15 protein-coding genes are annotated in these 13,979 nt (G+C 71.4%); 10 read left to right on the top strand and 5 right to left on the bottom strand.

All coding sequences use genetic code 11. The annotated features are described in order from the left end of the window. The 3 genes from H5J29_RS05735 to H5J29_RS05745 all read right to left on the bottom strand — a co-directional run. The coding region (locus H5J29_RS05735) for an RNA polymerase sigma factor (RefSeq protein ID WP_181779861.1) at positions 1-674 on the bottom strand (674 nt) is incomplete at its 3' end. After that, positions 671-1,360, bottom strand: coding sequence for a YciI family protein (locus H5J29_RS36480; RefSeq protein WP_181779862.1), 690 nt, complete (start codon positions 1,358-1,360; stop codon positions 671-673). The genes H5J29_RS36480 and H5J29_RS05735, both read right to left, overlap by 4 nt. Positions 1,361-1,423: 63 nt before the next feature. After that, entirely contained in the window at positions 1,424-1,918 is a 495-nt protein-coding gene (locus H5J29_RS05745) for a Dps family protein (RefSeq protein ID WP_181779863.1), read from the bottom strand. A gap of 92 nt (positions 1,919-2,010) precedes the next feature. Here H5J29_RS05745 and H5J29_RS05750 point away from each other — a divergent pair, with 92 nt between their 5' ends. Next, positions 2,011-2,448 carry a Fur family transcriptional regulator gene (locus tag H5J29_RS05750; protein ID WP_181779864.1) on the top strand — a complete coding sequence of 146 codons (438 nt, stop codon included), beginning with the start codon at positions 2,011-2,013 and terminating at the stop codon, positions 2,446-2,448. Between the two features lie 37 nt (positions 2,449-2,485). Beyond that, positions 2,486-3,463 carry an ABC transporter substrate-binding protein gene (locus H5J29_RS05755; protein WP_181779865.1) on the top strand — a complete coding sequence of 326 codons (978 nt, stop codon included), beginning with the start codon at positions 2,486-2,488 and terminating at the stop codon, positions 3,461-3,463. Between the two features lie 161 nt (positions 3,464-3,624). Here H5J29_RS05755 and add read toward each other — a convergent pair whose 3' ends face one another. Both add and H5J29_RS05765 read right to left on the bottom strand, forming a co-directional pair. Continuing rightward, positions 3,625-4,602: an adenosine deaminase gene (add, locus tag H5J29_RS05760; protein ID WP_181779866.1), complete on the bottom strand. Its 978-nt coding sequence runs from the start codon at positions 4,600-4,602 to the stop codon at positions 3,625-3,627. Continuing rightward, positions 4,602-5,342 carry a GntR family transcriptional regulator gene (locus tag H5J29_RS05765; RefSeq protein ID WP_181779867.1) on the bottom strand — a complete coding sequence of 247 codons (741 nt, stop codon included), beginning with the start codon at positions 5,340-5,342 and terminating at the stop codon, positions 4,602-4,604. Before H5J29_RS05765 ends, add begins: the two co-directional genes overlap by 1 nt. Positions 5,343-5,458: 116 nt before the next feature. Here H5J29_RS05765 and iolC point away from each other — a divergent pair, with 116 nt between their 5' ends. From iolC to H5J29_RS05805, 8 genes are all read left to right on the top strand, one after another. Next, entirely contained in the window at positions 5,459-6,424 is a 966-nt protein-coding gene (gene iolC / locus H5J29_RS05770; protein ID WP_181779868.1) for a 5-dehydro-2-deoxygluconokinase, read from the top strand. Further along, a complete protein-coding gene (locus tag H5J29_RS05775; RefSeq protein WP_181779869.1) occupies positions 6,421-7,320 on the top strand; it encodes a class I fructose-bisphosphate aldolase in 900 nt (299 codons plus the stop codon). Before iolC ends, H5J29_RS05775 begins: the two co-directional genes overlap by 4 nt. Continuing rightward, positions 7,317-8,177: a 5-deoxy-glucuronate isomerase gene (gene iolB / locus H5J29_RS05780; protein WP_181779870.1), complete on the top strand. Its 861-nt coding sequence runs from the start codon at positions 7,317-7,319 to the stop codon at positions 8,175-8,177. The genes H5J29_RS05775 and iolB overlap by 4 nt, the downstream gene beginning before the upstream one ends. Then, positions 8,177-10,081 (top strand): 3D-(3,5/4)-trihydroxycyclohexane-1,2-dione acylhydrolase (decyclizing), encoded by a 1,905-nt coding sequence (gene iolD / locus H5J29_RS05785; protein WP_181779871.1) that lies wholly within the window; start codon positions 8,177-8,179, stop codon positions 10,079-10,081. Before iolB ends, iolD begins: the two co-directional genes overlap by 1 nt. 10 nt (positions 10,082-10,091) lie before the next feature. Beyond that, positions 10,092-11,585 (top strand): CoA-acylating methylmalonate-semialdehyde dehydrogenase, encoded by a 1,494-nt coding sequence (locus H5J29_RS05790; RefSeq protein ID WP_181779872.1) that lies wholly within the window; start codon positions 10,092-10,094, stop codon positions 11,583-11,585. Positions 11,586-11,745: 160 nt separating this feature from the next. Then, positions 11,746-12,186 (top strand): MarR family winged helix-turn-helix transcriptional regulator, encoded by a 441-nt coding sequence (locus H5J29_RS05795; protein WP_181779873.1) that lies wholly within the window; start codon positions 11,746-11,748, stop codon positions 12,184-12,186. 115 nt (positions 12,187-12,301) lie between these two features. Further along, entirely contained in the window at positions 12,302-12,760 is a 459-nt protein-coding gene (locus H5J29_RS05800) for a DUF2269 family protein (RefSeq protein ID WP_181779874.1), read from the top strand. A gap of 1 nt (position 12,761) precedes the next feature. Next, positions 12,762-13,034, top strand: a complete 273-nt coding sequence (locus H5J29_RS05805; RefSeq protein WP_181779875.1) for a DUF3817 domain-containing protein — start codon at positions 12,762-12,764, stop codon at positions 13,032-13,034. Positions 13,035-13,979: the final 945 nt, after the last annotated feature.

Raw genomic sequence — 13,979 nt, forward strand, 5'->3', positions numbered from 1 at the left:
GTGAGCAGCATCAGGGCGAGCAGCCCGCGGACCTCCGGCTCGTCCGGCATGAGGTCGAGGAGCTGGCGGGCCAGCCGGACGGCCTCCGCCGCGAGCTCGGGCCGGTCCTGGCCCTGGTTGAACACCAGGTAGAGCACCGCGAGCACGGACCGCAGCCGCTCGGGGAGGTCCGCGTCCCGGGGGACGCGGTAGGGGATCCGCGCGCCGCGGATCTTGCCCTTCGCGCGCACGATCCGCTGCGCCATCGTCTTCTCCGGGACCAGGAACGCCCGCGCGATCTCCGGCGTGGTCAGTCCCCCGAGCAGCCGCAGGGTCAGTGCCACCTGTGCGGCCCGGTTCAGGGCCGGGTGACAGCAGGTGAAGATCAGCCGGAGCCGGTCGTCGGTCACCGGGCCCACCTCCTCGACGGGGGACTGCGCGGAGAGGAGGTGGGCCTCGGCGTGCCGGGCCTCGCGGGTGGACTCCCGGCGGTGCCGGTCGATCGCCCGGTTGCGGGCGGTCGTGATGATCCAGCCCGCGGGGCTCGGCGGCACCGGCGGCCAGCGCCGGACCGCCTCGGCGAACGCCTCCTGGACCATCTCCTCGGCGAGGTCGATGTCGCCGAGGAGACGGACCAGCACCGACACGGCCCGGCCGTACTCCTCGCGGAAGACCTGGGCGACCTGGTCGCTCATGCCCAGAAGAAGGGCCGGACCTCGATGGGCAGGGTGGTCGCCTCCGTGGCCCGGCGGCCCCAGTGCAGGGCCTCGTCGAGGTCGGCGGCGTCGATGATCGTCAGGCCGCCGAGGTACTCCTTGGCCTCGGCGAACGGCCCGTCGGTGAGCAGCACCTCGTCGCCCTCCTTGCGGACGACGGTGGCGGTGCTCTGCGCGTCGAGCCCGCCGGAGAACACCCACACGCCCGCGGTCTTCGCGTCGGCCTCGAACGCCGCGACGTTCTTCATGATCGCGTCGAGCTCCTCGGGCGTGGGCGGCGTGCCCTCGGGCTGGTAGACGCTGAGCAGGTACTTCGCCATGACTGACCTCCTGGAGTGGTTCGGACACCGACTACACGAGGACGACCACACGGAATCGACAGTCCACTCGCGAAAGGTTCGGGGTTCCCGGCCGAGCACCTCGCGGGCGGTGGGGAGCACGAGGGACTCGTCGAGATCGCCGTCGACGTGGAAGACGCCGATGGCCCCCGCGAGTGCGGGGGCCATCGAGGCGGGATCGTCGAGATCGGCCTGTACGGCCTCGACGCCCGAGGGGAGCGCGGCGTCCGGGCGACGGGTGATCGCCCGCACCGACTCCCCGCGGTCGGCCGGCGCGCGGGTCGGCGCGCCTCCGACGTTCCCGGTCGCACCCGCGACGACGACCATGTCCACCCCCGGAGGTCGGTGGAGCCATCGTGCCGGATCGGGTGACCGGGCGCTGGGTCCCGGTCAGACCCGGCGGTTCTCCGAGCCGATCAGCCAGGCCTGCTTCTCCAGGTCGACGATCACGGCGTGCAGCAGGTCGGCGGTCGAGGGGTCCTCGGCGTCGACGGCGTCGTGGACCGCGCGGGCGGTGGCCGCGGTGCGGCGGGCGAGCTCGGCCATGTTGTTCACGGCGGCGGTCGTGTCGATCTCGCCCGCGGGCTGCAGCGGCAGCGAGGTGGTCTGCGCGACCGTGGTCGGGCGGCCGTCCGGCACCGCGTAGAGAGCGCGCATGCGCTCGGCGATGGTGTCCGCGTGCTCGCGCGCCGTGTCGATCAGCTCGTCGAGCTGCAGGTGGAGGTCGCGGAAGTTCGCACCCACGATGTTCCAGTGGGCGTGCTTGCCCTCGAGGTGCAGCGCGGTCAGGTCGACCAGGACCTTCTGGAGGTTGCGCTCGAACTCGGGGGTGGCGACGACGCCCTGGAAGGTGTTCGGGGCGCTGGTGGTCTGAGTCGTGGTCATGAGATCACTCTACCCCTACATTTGACTGTGTCCAACTATGAGATGCGTCAACTTAGTGACGCCATCCAATGTGTTGGGGTAGCCTCACTTCCATGAGCGACCTGACCGCACTGCTTCGGAGCAAGGGACTGCGCAGCACCCCGCACCGGCGGGCGGTCCTGCATGCGCTCGCGGAGAATCCGCACGTCACGGCGGTCGAGGTGGCGGCGGCGGTCGGCGAGCAGGCGTCCGGGCCGGGTGCGGTCTCCGAACTGTCCCGGCAGGGCCTCTACAACGTGCTGGAGGACCTCCGACGGGTCGGCCTGGTGCGCAGCATCGAGCCCGCCGGCTCGGCCACCCTGTTCGAGCTGCAGCACGGGGACAACCACCACCACGCCGTCTGTCGGTCCTGCGGGGCGGTGCAGGACGTGCCGTGCTCGGTCGGCTCCGCCCCGTGTCTCGACGCGCCGGGTACGGGTGGCTTCGTGGCGGACGAGGCGGAGGTCGTGTGGTGGGGTCGGTGCGCCGCCTGCGCGGCGGCGGGTCGCTGAGCTTCCCCTTCAGGTGAGGCTCGCCTAAGCTCCAGCGGTGCGCCTGATCGTTCTCCTGTGTGGACTCCTGCTCCTCACCGCCTGTTCCGCCGCTCCCGACCCCACCCCCTCGGGGCCCGCCGCGAGCGGTGCGTACCCGGTCACCATCGAGCACATCTTCGGGAGCACGACCGTCCCGAAGGCGCCGGAGCGGATCGTCACGCTGGGGGTCACGGACGCGGACGCCGTCCTGGCGTTGGGGAGCACGCCCGTCGCGCTCACGGGGTTCGCCTTCTACGCCCAGACGGGCGGGCTCGGCCCGTGGGCGCGGCCGCTGGTGCAGGGCACTCCGCCGGTCGTCCTCGCCTCGACCCAACCCGACCTCGAGCAGATCGCGGGTCTGCGCCCGGACCTCATCCTGGGCATCAGCGCAGGCTTCGACCGGGCCGTCTACGACAAGCTGGCGGCGATCGCACCGACGATCGCCCGCCCCGCGGGCACGGTCGCCTACGCGGTCCCGCGAGACGTGCAGACACGGATGATCGCCCAGGCCCTGGCGAAGCAGGCCGAGGGCGAGGCACTCGTCGCGAAGGCGAACGACGCCTACTCCGCGGCCGTCGCGGCCAACCCCGCGTTCGCCGGGAAGACCGGCACGGTCGTACTGCCGTACGAGGGCAAGTACGGCGCCTACACCCCCGGCGACGGCCGCGGCCAGGTCATGGCCGCCCTCGGCTTCACGCTGCCTGCCGGCGTCGCGGCGCTGGACACCGGGAAGAGCTTCTTCATCGACGTCTCCCCGGAGCAGGTCGGCATCCTCGACGGCGACGTACTCGTCATGCTCGCCGACCAGCCCGCGGCCCGGGCCGCGGTCGACGCCGATCCGGTGCTGGCGCAGGTCCCGGTGGTCGCCGGTGGTCGGATGATCGTGCCGGACCTCGACACCCGCGGGGCGATGACCTACAACAGCGTCCTCTCGGTCCCCTACGCGATCGACCGCCTCGTCCCCCAGTTCGCCCAGGCCGTCGCGCGCGGGTGAGCGGTCCGAGATCGCACGTTTCGTGCTCTCAGCGCTGCAAGATCGCCGGTGACGTGCAGCGGCGGTCCAAGATCGCACGTTTCGTGCTCTCAGCGCTGCAAGATCGCCAGTTGAGTGCGCCCAGTGCTGCTCACACCACCCTGAGCGCACTCAACTCGCGATCATGAACCCGCGACCGCGTCGATCTCCGCCAGCGCCGCCGCCTTGAGCGCGTCGTCGGCGAAGCTCGCCTCGAACCCGTTGCGTGCCAGCGTGACCACGTCGACGCCCAGCGCGGCGGCGGCGCGGTACTCGTCGGTCAGCGTGGTGCCGAACATGGTGGGGTCGTCGCTGTTCAGCGTGACCAGCAGGCCCGCCTCGAGCATCGCCGGGAGCGGGTGCGCGCTCAGCGAGCGCACGGCGCGGGTGCGCACGTTCGACATCGGCGAGACGTCCAGCGGGAGACGACGGTCGCGCAGGTACGAGACGAGCGCGGGGTCGCGCAGCGAGTCGATGCCGTGTCCGATCCGCTCGGCGCCGAGGGCCCGGATGGCCGACCAGACCCGTTCCGGCCCTTGGTTCTCCCCGGCGTGCGGCACGCTGTGCAGTCCGGCGGCGCGGGCGCGGCCGAACACCGCGGCGAAGGGCTCGCGGTCGACCTCGATGCCGCCGACCCCGAACCCCACCACGCTCGCGGGGCCGTGCGCGAGCACCGCGTCCAGGGTGCGTTCGCCCAGCGAGGCGCCCCGGTCGCCCGCGAAGTCCGGGATCCACCGGACCTCGATCCCCGGCACGGCGGCCCGGCCCGCCTCGATCCCCTCGAACACGACCTCGGGCGCGATCCCGCGCACCAGGTGGTCGGACAGGCTCACCGAGAGCTCGGCGTAACGGACGTTCTGTGCGGCGAGGGCGCCGATCACGTCCTCGGCCAGCAGCCGGAAGTCCTCGGCGTCGACCAGCACCTCGCCCGCGGTGCGGTAGATCTCGATGAAGTGCGGGAAGTCGCGGAACTCGTACCACCGCTCGACGGCCTCGACCGACGACGGCACCCCGCGGTGTCCGTGCTTGCGCGCCAACGCGAACAGCAGCGCCGGGGAGAGCGAGCCCTCGAGATGGACGTGCAGCTCGGCCTTGGGGAGGGCCGCGATCAGAGACTCCACTACACCACCAACGACGTCCGAACCGTGTACTGCGACGCACGGTAGACGTGCATCCCGGTCTCCACGAACCGCCCCGTGTCGTCGTAGACCGAGCGCTGCATCGTGACGCACGCGGCGGGCTCCGGTTCGCCGAGCAGCTCCGCCTCCGCCGGCGTCATCAGGCGCGCCCCGATCGTCTGGTGCGCGATCCGGAAACTCGCCCCCTGGGCCCGCAGCAGCGCGTAGAGCCCGGTGCGTTCCAGCCCCGCCGCGTCGACCGTGTACCAGGTCGGCAGGTAGTTGGTGAGGATCGCGAGGCGGACGCCGTCGGCACTGCGCAACCGCCGCACCCGCACGAGCTCGTCGGGGAGGCCGGGCGGGTCGAGGACCTCCTCGGCGGTGCACGGGGCCAGCTCCAGCAGCTCCGTGCCGACCTCGCGCCCCGCCGCCTCCAGGTCGTCGAACAGGCTGGTCAGGCGGACGTCGCGGCGCACGTGCGGCTGCACGACCTGGGTCCCCACGCCGCGCTTGCGCACGAGCATGCCGCGGTTGACCAGCTCCTGGATCGCCTGGCGGGCGGTCGGCCGGGCCAGACCGAGCCGGGTCGTGAGCGCGACCTCGTTCTCCAGTCGGTCGCCGGGCTTCAGCGCGCCGGTCTCGATCGCACGCTCGATGGCCAGTGCGAGCTGGTGGTAGAGCGGGACGGGGCTGGTGCGGTCCAGCTCCACGTCCAGCTCGACCGGGGTCTCCACGGGCTCCATGACGGCGAGGCTACAAGTTCGTAGGTAATTATGTATAGACAAAGTATTGACGGCGACACCGAGCGCTCGTAACTTCGAGCCCGGCAGCGGAGTACCAGGGAGTCGAAGAGGACCGCATGAGCGAACAACCAGAGGTGTTGACCTTCGGCCGAGCAGGTGTCGACATCTACCCCCTGCAGGTGGGGGTGGGTCTGGAGGACGTCGAGTCCTTCGGCAAGTTCCTCGGCGGGACCACGGCGAACGTCGCCGTCGCGGCGGCCCGGCTGGGCCGCAGGACGGCGATCATCACCGGCGTCGGCGACGACCCGTTCGGCCGCTACGTGCGCAAGGAGCTGACCCGCCTCGGCGTCAGTGACGCCCACGTCGTGACGAACTCGGAGTACCCGACCCCGGTCACGTTCTGCGAGATCTTCCCGCCGGACGACTTCCCGCTCTACTTCTACCGCAAGCCCAAGGCGCCCGACCTGCAGGTCACGACCGCGGAGGTCGACCTCGACGCGGTCCGCGGCGCGGCGCTGCTGTGGCTGTCGGTCACCGGGCTGTCCGAGGAGCCCAGCCGCACCACCCACCACGACGTGCTGGCGGCCCGGAGCGGCCGTCCCACCGTGCTGGACCTCGACTACCGGCCGATGTTCTGGGAGACCTCCGGCGCCGCGACCGAGCAGATCCAGAAGATCCTGGGTCAGGTCACCGTGGCCGTCGGCAACCGCGAGGAGTGCGAGGTCGCGGTGGGCGAGACCGACCCGGAACGGGCGGCCGACGCGCTGCTCGCGGCGGGTGTGGAGCTGGCCATCGTCAAGCAGGGACCGAAGGGCGTGCTGGCCAAGAGCCGCACCGAGCGCGTCGTCTCCCCGCCGATCACGATCACCCCGTACAACGGCCTCGGCGCCGGGGACAGCTTCGGCGGCTCCCTCGCCCACGGCCTGCTCTCGGGGTGGCCCCTGGACAAGGTGCTGAGCCGGGCCAACGCCGCGGGCGCGATCGTCGCCTCCCGGCTCGAGTGCTCGACGGCCATGCCGACCCCCGCCGAGATCGACGTCCTCCTGGCCGGCGGCGACCCCAACGAGAAGGTGACCGCGTGAGCTTCGCCAAGGACTTCGACGAGCTGCGGGACATCCGGACCTTCGAGCCGGAGCGCATCGGTCGGCTGCTGGCCTCGCGCTCGCGCCGCCCGTTCGTCCCCGCCGACGGCAGGCTGATGATCGTGGCGGCGGACCACCCGGCCCGCTGCGCGCTGAGCGCCCGCGGCCGGTCGGACGCGATGGCCAGCCGCCCCGAGCTGCTCGAGCGCCTGGTCACCGCGCTGGGACGTCCCGGCGTCGACGGCGTGCTCGGCACGGCGGACATCCTCGAGGACCTGCTCCTGCTGGGGGCGCTCGAGAACAAGGTGGTCGTGTCGTCGATGAACCGCGGCGGCCTGCAGGGCTCGGTGTTCGAGATGGACGACCGGCTCACCGGTTACGACGTCGCGGGCACGGCCGAGGCGGGCTTCGAGGCGATCAAGATGCTGACCCGGATCGACCTGGAGGACCACGCGACCGTCTCCACCCTGGAGACCTGCGCGCAGGTGGTCACCGAGGCGAACCGCAACGGGATCGTCGCGATGGTCGAGCCGTTCATGTCCCGACGCGTCGACGGCCGGATCGTCAACGACCTCTCCACCGAGGCCGTGATCAAGTCCGTGCACATCGCCCAGGGCCTCGGCGCCGCCAGCGCCTACACCTGGATGAAGCTGCCGGTGGTCGACGGCATGGAGCGGGTCATGGAGTCCACGACCCTGCCGACGCTGCTGCTCGGCGGCGACCCGACCGGGGCGCCCGAGGAGACCTACGCCTCCTGGAAGGCCGCGCTGGAGCTCCCGTCGGTGCGGGGCCTGATCGTCGGCCGCGCGCTGCTCTACCCCGAGGACGGCGACGTGGCCGCGGCCGTGGACACCGCCGTGTCCCTCGTCCGCCGTGCGGAGGTGGCGGCGGCATGACCGAGTACGTGATCCCCGCGGGCACCGGCGGTGCCGACGGCTACGAGCTCGAGGTGACCCCGAAGTCGGCAGGCTGGGAGCACTCCAGCCTGCGGATCCTGAACCTCGCCCCCGGCGCCCCGCGCGTGGTGGAGACCGGCACCGAGGAGATGTTCGTGGTGCCGCTCAACGGCTCCGCGACCGTGACCCTCGGCTCGTCGGTGCACACCCTGGAAGGCAGGGCGACCGTCTTCGAGGGCCCCACCGACGTCTCCTACCTGCCGATCCGCTCCACCGTGACGATCGCCTCGGAGCAGGGCGGCCGGTTCGCCCTCTGCGGCGCGCAGACCACTGTGGAGCTGCCGTTCCGGTACGGACCCAAGGCTTCCGTCCCGGTCGAGCTGCGAGGCGCGGGACAGGCCAGCCGCCAGGTGCGCAACTTCGGCACCGTCGGCTCCTTCGAGGCGGGCTCGATCATCGCCTGCGAGGTCATCACGCCCGGCGGCAACTGGTCGAGCTACCCCGCGCACAAGCACGACGAGGCGGGCCCGCACGAGTCCGAGCTCGAGGAGATCTACTACTTCGAGATCGCCCCCGGCCCAGCCGGACAGCCGGGCCTCGGCTTCCACCGGACGTCGTCGAGCCCGGGCCACGAGATCGACATCATGGTCGAGGTCCACGACCGCGACACCGTGCTGATCCCCTGGGGCTGGCACGGCCCGTGCGCCGCCGCTCCCGGCCACGACATGTACTACCTGAACGTCATGGCGGGCCCCGGCGACGAGCGGGCCTGGCTGATCAGCGACCACCCCGACCAGGCCTGGATCCGCGACACGTGGACCGACCAGGCGATCGACCCCCGCCTCGGAGGCCAGTGATGACGACAGTGCGGCTCACCGTCGCGCAGGCGACGGTGAAGTTCCTCGCCGCGCAGTACAGCGAGCGGGACGGCGTCGAGCAGAAGCTGTTCGAGGGCTGTTTCGGCATCTTCGGCCACGGCAACGTGGCCGGCATCGGGCAGGCGCTGCTGCAGGCCGAGCTCAACGAGCCCGGCGCACTGCCGTACGTCCTCGGCCGCAACGAGCAGGCCATGGTGCACACCGCCGTCGCCTACGCGCGGATGAAGGACCGGCTGCAGACCTGGGCGATCTCGACGTCCGTCGGCCCCGGCGCGACCAACATGGTCACCGGCGCCGCGCTCGCCACGATCAACCGCATCCCGGTGCTGCTGCTGCCCGCGGACACCTTCGCGGACCGCTCGGCCTCCCCGCTGCTGCAGGAGCTCGAGCTCCCGTACGCGGGGGACGTCACGGTCAACGACGTGTTCCGCCCGGTGTCGAAGTACTTCGACCGGGTCTGGCGGCCCGAGCAGCTGCCCGCGGCCCTGCTGTCGGCGATGCGCGTGCTCACCGACCCGGCCGAGACCGGCGCCGTGACCGTCTGCTTCCCGCAGGACGTCCAGGCCCAGGAGCACGACTGGGAGGCCGACCTCTTCGCGAAGCGGGTCTGGCACGTCGCCCGGCCGCTGCCGGAGAAGGCCCGGCTCTCCCGGGCCGCCGAGATCATCAAGGGTGCGAAGAAGCCGCTGATCGTGGCGGGCGGCGGTGTCCACTACTCGGGCGCGACGGCCGCGCTGGCCGCGCTGTGCGAGGCCACCGGGATCCCGGTCGGCCAGACGCAGGCGGGCAAGGGCACGCTGGTGTTCGACCACCCGCAGTGCCTGGGCGCCCTGGGCTCCACCGGCACGACGGCGGCGAACGCGATCGCGAAGGACGCGGACGTCGTCATCGGGATCGGCACCCGGTACGAGGACTTCACCACGGCCAGCCGCACCGCGTTCCAGAACCCGGACGTGCGGTTCGTGAACGTCAACGTGGCGCCGATCGACGTCGTCAAGCACTCCGGCGCGACGGTCCTGGCGGACGCTCGGGAGACGCTCGAGGCCCTGCTGCCGCTGCTCGAGGGGTACGCGGTCCCCGCCGACTACGTGGCCGAGTACACCGAGCTGGACCGCGCCTGGACCGCGAAGGTCCAGTCGGTCTACAACCCCGAGATCCCCGCGAACGGCGCAGGCGGCCTGCTGACCCAGAACGAGGTCATCGGGATGGTCAACGAGCTGTCCGACCCCCGCGACGTCGTCGTCTGTGCCGCCGGGTCCATGCCCGGTGACCTGCACAAGCTGTGGCAGACCCGGGACGCCAAGGGCTACCACGTGGAGTACGGCTACTCCTGCATGGGCTACGAGGTCGCGGGCGGCCTCGGCGTCCGGCTGGCCTGCCCCGACCGCGACGTGTTCGTCATGGTCGGCGACGGGTCCTACCTGATGATGGCCACCGAGCTCGCGACGGCGGTGCAGGAGGGCATCAAGATCATCACGGTCCTGGTGCAGAACCACGGCTTCGCGTCCATCGGCTCGCTGTCCGAGGAGCTCGGCTCGCAGCGGTTCGGCACGAGGTACCGCTTCCGCAACGCGGAGACCGGCAGGCTCGACGGCGGGAACCTCCCGCTGGACCTGGCCGCGAACGCGGAGAGCTTCGGCCTGCGCGTGCTCCGCACCAAGGGCCCCGAGGACTTCGCGGCCGCGGTCGCCGAGGCCAAGGCGGCCACCGACAGCACGGTCATCTACGTGGAGACCGACCCGCTGATCGGCGCTCCGGACTCGGGGTCCTGGTGGGACGTCCCGGTCAGCGCGGTCAGCGAGCTCGAGTCCACCACGTCCGCACGCAAGGTCTACGACGAGCACAAGGCGACCCAGAAGTCGTTCCTGCGGCCCGGTTCCTGAGGAGAGAGATATGACGAACACGCTGTACCACTGGGCCAACGGGCAGAAGGTCGACGGGAAGTCCGGCCGGTTCTCCGATGTCACCAACCCCGCGACGGGCGAGGTCAGCGCCTCGCTGCCGCTCGCGTCGGCGGAGGAGGCGGCCGAGATCATCGGGGCCGCGAAGGCGGCGTTCCCCGGCTGGCGCGACACCTCGCTGGCCAAGCGCACCCGGATCCTGTTCAAGTTCCGCGAGCTGCTCGACGAGCGCGCCCCCGAGCTGGCGGCGATCATCACCTCCGAGCACGGCAAGGTGCTGTCCGACGCCGCCGGTGAGGTGGCGCGCGGCCAGGAGGTCGTCGAGTTCGCCTGTGGCGCCCCGCACCTGCTGAAGGGCTCGGCCACGGAGAACGCCTCGACCAACGTCGACGTGTCCTCGATCCGGCAGCCGCTCGGCGTCGTCGGGATCATCTCGCCGTTCAACTTCCCGGCCATGGTGCCGATGTGGTTCTTCCCGGTCGCGATCGCCGCGGGCAACACCGTGGTGCTCAAGCCTTCGGAGAAGGTCCCGACGGCGGCGCTGTGGATGGCGGAGCTGTGGAAGGAGGCCGGTCTCCCCGACGGTGTCTTCAACGTGCTCAACGGTGACAAGGTCGCCGTCGACGCCCTGCTGACCAGCCCGGACGTCAAGTCGATCTCGTTCGTCGGCTCGACCCCGATCGCCCGGTACGTCTACGAGACGGGCACCACGCACGGCAAGCGCGTGCAGGCGCTGGGCGGGGCGAAGAACCACATGGTGGTCCTGCCCGACGCCGACCTCGACCTCGCGGCGGACCAGGCGATCAACGCCGGGTTCGGCTCGGCCGGTGAGCGCTGCATGGCGATCTCCGCGCTGGTCGCGGTGGGCGACATCGCGGACGAGCTGGTCGCCAAGATCAAGGACCGTGCGGTCGCGCTCAAGACCGGCGACGGTCGTCGGTCCTGCGACATGGGTCCGCTGGTGACCGCCGTCGCGCGCGACCGGGTCACCGGCTACATCGACGCGGGGGAGTCCGCAGGCGCGACGCTGGTGGTCGACGGTCGTCAGGGCAGCTTCGACGCCGACGGCTCCGGCTTCTTCGTGGGCCCGACGCTGTTCGACAACGTCGGCACCGACATGTCGATCTACACCGACGAGATCTTCGGCCCGGTGCTCTCGGTCGTGCGGGTGGGCACGTACGAGGAGGCCGTCGAGCTGATCAACTCGAACCCGTACGGCAACGGGACCGCCATCTTCACCAACGACGGCGGTGCGGCGCGCAAGTTCCAGAACGAGGTCGAGGTCGGGATGATCGGCATCAACGTGCCGGTGCCGGTCCCGATGGCCTACTACTCCTTCGGGGGCTGGAAGAACTCGCTGTTCGGCGACACCCATGCGCACGGCACCGAGGGCTTCCACTTCTTCACCCGCGGCAAGGTCGTCACCACCCGCTGGCTCGACCCGAGCCACGGCGGGATCAACCTGGGCTTCCCGCAGAACGCCTGAGGTCCTCCCGGCCGGAGGTCGGGACACGTGAGGGCTCCCCGCCGGGCCGACCGATCCCCGGCCCGGCGGGTGACCTCCGCACCACCGGCCCCACACCCGTTCCGCGGTGTGGGGCCGGTGGTGTTCTCGGACCCCGGGGCGCGCACGAGATGATGGCCGGGTGACCGCCCCGACCCCGCCCGGCTCCGTCGCGGTCCTGCTCGCGCTGGTGGGGCGACGGGTGCGGGAGGAGATCGACCAGGCGTTGGCTCCGCTGGAGCTCTCCCTGCGGCACGTCTCGGCGCTCGGCCATCTCTCCCGCCGCCCGGGTCTGTCCTACAGCGAGCTGGCCCGACGCGCGGGTGTGACGGTGCAGAGCATGCAGGCCACGCTGCGGCAGCTCGAGCAGCGCGGTGCGGTGGAGCGCCGGTCGGAGCCCGGTCGCGGCCGGGTGGCCGAGCTGCACGTCACACCGGCGGGCAGACGGACCCTCACGGTCGCCGAGAAGGCCGTCGGCGAGGTGGAGCGCGTGATGCTCGCCTCGCTCCCGCGGCCCGAACGGGCGCTCCTGGCGCGCACCCTCGTCGGCATGGTGGGGCGGCTGGGCGAGGAGGCGCCGTGAGGTCGGGTGGTAGTTTCAGTCTGACTGATACTGATCGAGCTTCGTGGGGAGGGGTCGGCGTGCGGAGGGTTTCAGCCGAGCTGAAGGTTTCTGGTGGCGATCCGGGGCTCCGGCGATGAGCGCGGTGCTGCTCTCGGTCCACGTCCTCGCGGCGATCGTGTTCATCGGGCCGGTGACCGTCGCCACGTCGATGTTCCCCCGGGCCGCTCGCGCGGCCCGCGCGGGCGAGGGCTCCCGGTCCGTCGTGGCGGTGCTGCACCGCATCAGCCGGGTCTACGCGGTGCTCGGGATCGCGGTGCCGGTGTTCGGTCTGGCGACGGGCGCGGCCATGGGCGTCCTGGGCGACGCGTGGTTGCTCGTCTCCATCGCTCTGACCCTGCTGGCCGCGCTGCTGCTGGGGCTAGACGTGCTGCCCGGCCAGGCGGCGGTGCTCACGGCACTGCAGGGGGAGCCGACACCGGACGGCACGCGCGTCGCCCGCCGCCTGTCGATGACGTCGGGGGTGTTCGCGCTGCTGTGGGCGGTGGTCGTGGTCCTGATGATCGTCCGGCCGGGCTCGAGCACGGGGGTCTGACGTGGCCGTCGGACTGCGGTGGGCGGCGGCGCTGGAGGCGCTGTCGCTGCTGGTGCTGCTCCTGAACCTGCTCACCGTGCACCTGCGCCCCGTCACGCAGCTCGCGGGCCCGCTGCACGGGACGGCCTACCTGGCCGTGATCGCGCTGACCGTCGCTCTCACGCGGGGGCGCGCGCGGTGGCTCGCACTGGTGCCGGGGATCGGCGGCGGACTCGTCGTGCGAGCCATGCGGGAACGCACGGAAAAGAGCGCCTCCCACCAGTGGCCGCGGTAGTGCTTCGCCCCCGCGTTCGCGGCGCACCCGGTGAGAGGCGCTCACCGCGTTCAACGCGGGAAACGGAGGTCGGTTGCGCGCCCGAACGGGTGGTCCGGGCTCGCTGCCTGCGACGACGGCTCGCGTGATCGCGATTCCTCGAACGATCGAAGCACCCGGCGGGGTGGATAGGGGAGCCGCCGCGGAACGCGAGTCGCTTTCGATCACTCGAGATCCGGCGAATGTGCCACTCGCACCGTCGATGCATTTCTGGCCGCCCTCGTACGGATCATCACCACACCCCCACTGCCCGAGCGGCGTGGAGATGCGCCCGGGACACCCCGCTACGCGCGAGTCGCCTGTCGGGTTGCGGGTCGCCCGTGCGTAGCGCCCCAGGGGAGTCCGTGACTGCGTGCCAGTCCTGTCTCCTCGCGTGCGTGGTCCTGCGGGGTGCCCGGGCCCGACGCACGCCCGGCCCGCCTCTGCGAGCACTCGTCCCTGGTCGCGATGCGGTCCGACGGGGCTCGACAGGCCTGTGATCACCAGGTGTGACCGCCGTCATGAAAGCCGAAATCTGCCGTTAACCTGGCGGACTCACTCCTCGCGAGGCGCTGACCTGCCAGAACAGGGTCGAAAACGCCGGGGAGACCCCGATTTGACCCGTGCCGTCCACGGGGCGTAACTTTCTCGTCGTCAGCGAGATGCCGGACAGAACGAGCCCCTGAGGCCCGGTCAACAGGCCCGCTGGCCGCCCCCGAGCCGGACCCCCCGAGATCCTCTGGATTTCTGGCGGGTGTACGGTTGGGAAATTGCCCCGGAAGTTCCCCCGGCTGAGTTCGGGTGGACCATGGTGTGCGGGTGTCTTTTGAGAACTCAACAGTGTGTCGAGCTAGATTATCGGGACTGGTGGTTTGTGCCAGTTCATTTTTTGGGCTCGCTTCTCGACCCCGTCGAGAGTGGGCCCGC

The organism is Pseudonocardia pini (assembly GCF_013870575.1).
GTDB lineage: Bacteria > Actinomycetota > Actinomycetes > Mycobacteriales > Pseudonocardiaceae > Pseudonocardia > Pseudonocardia pini.

Bases quoted from the DNA above. Each gene is read 5' to 3' on its own strand.
- H5J29_RS05765 (WP_181779867.1), bottom strand. From the start codon at position 5,342: ATGGAGCCCGTGGAGACCCCGGTCGAGCTGGACGTGGAGCTGGACCGC.
- iolB (WP_181779870.1), top strand. From the start codon at position 7,317: ATGACCGAGTACGTGATCCCCGCGGGCACCGGCGGTGCCGACGGCTAC.
- iolD (WP_181779871.1), top strand. From the start codon at position 8,177: ATGACGACAGTGCGGCTCACCGTCGCGCAGGCGACGGTGAAGTTCCTC.
- H5J29_RS05790 (WP_181779872.1), top strand. From the start codon at position 10,092: ATGACGAACACGCTGTACCACTGGGCCAACGGGCAGAAGGTCGACGGG.
- H5J29_RS05750 (WP_181779864.1), top strand. From the start codon at position 2,011: ATGAGCGACCTGACCGCACTGCTTCGGAGCAAGGGACTGCGCAGCACC.
- H5J29_RS05745 (WP_181779863.1), bottom strand. From the start codon at position 1,918: ATGACCACGACTCAGACCACCAGCGCCCCGAACACCTTCCAGGGCGTC.
- H5J29_RS36480 (WP_181779862.1), bottom strand. From the start codon at position 1,360: ATGGTCGTCGTCGCGGGTGCGACCGGGAACGTCGGAGGCGCGCCGACC.
- iolC (WP_181779868.1), top strand. From the start codon at position 5,459: ATGAGCGAACAACCAGAGGTGTTGACCTTCGGCCGAGCAGGTGTCGAC.
- H5J29_RS05800 (WP_181779874.1), top strand. From the start codon at position 12,302: ATGAGCGCGGTGCTGCTCTCGGTCCACGTCCTCGCGGCGATCGTGTTC.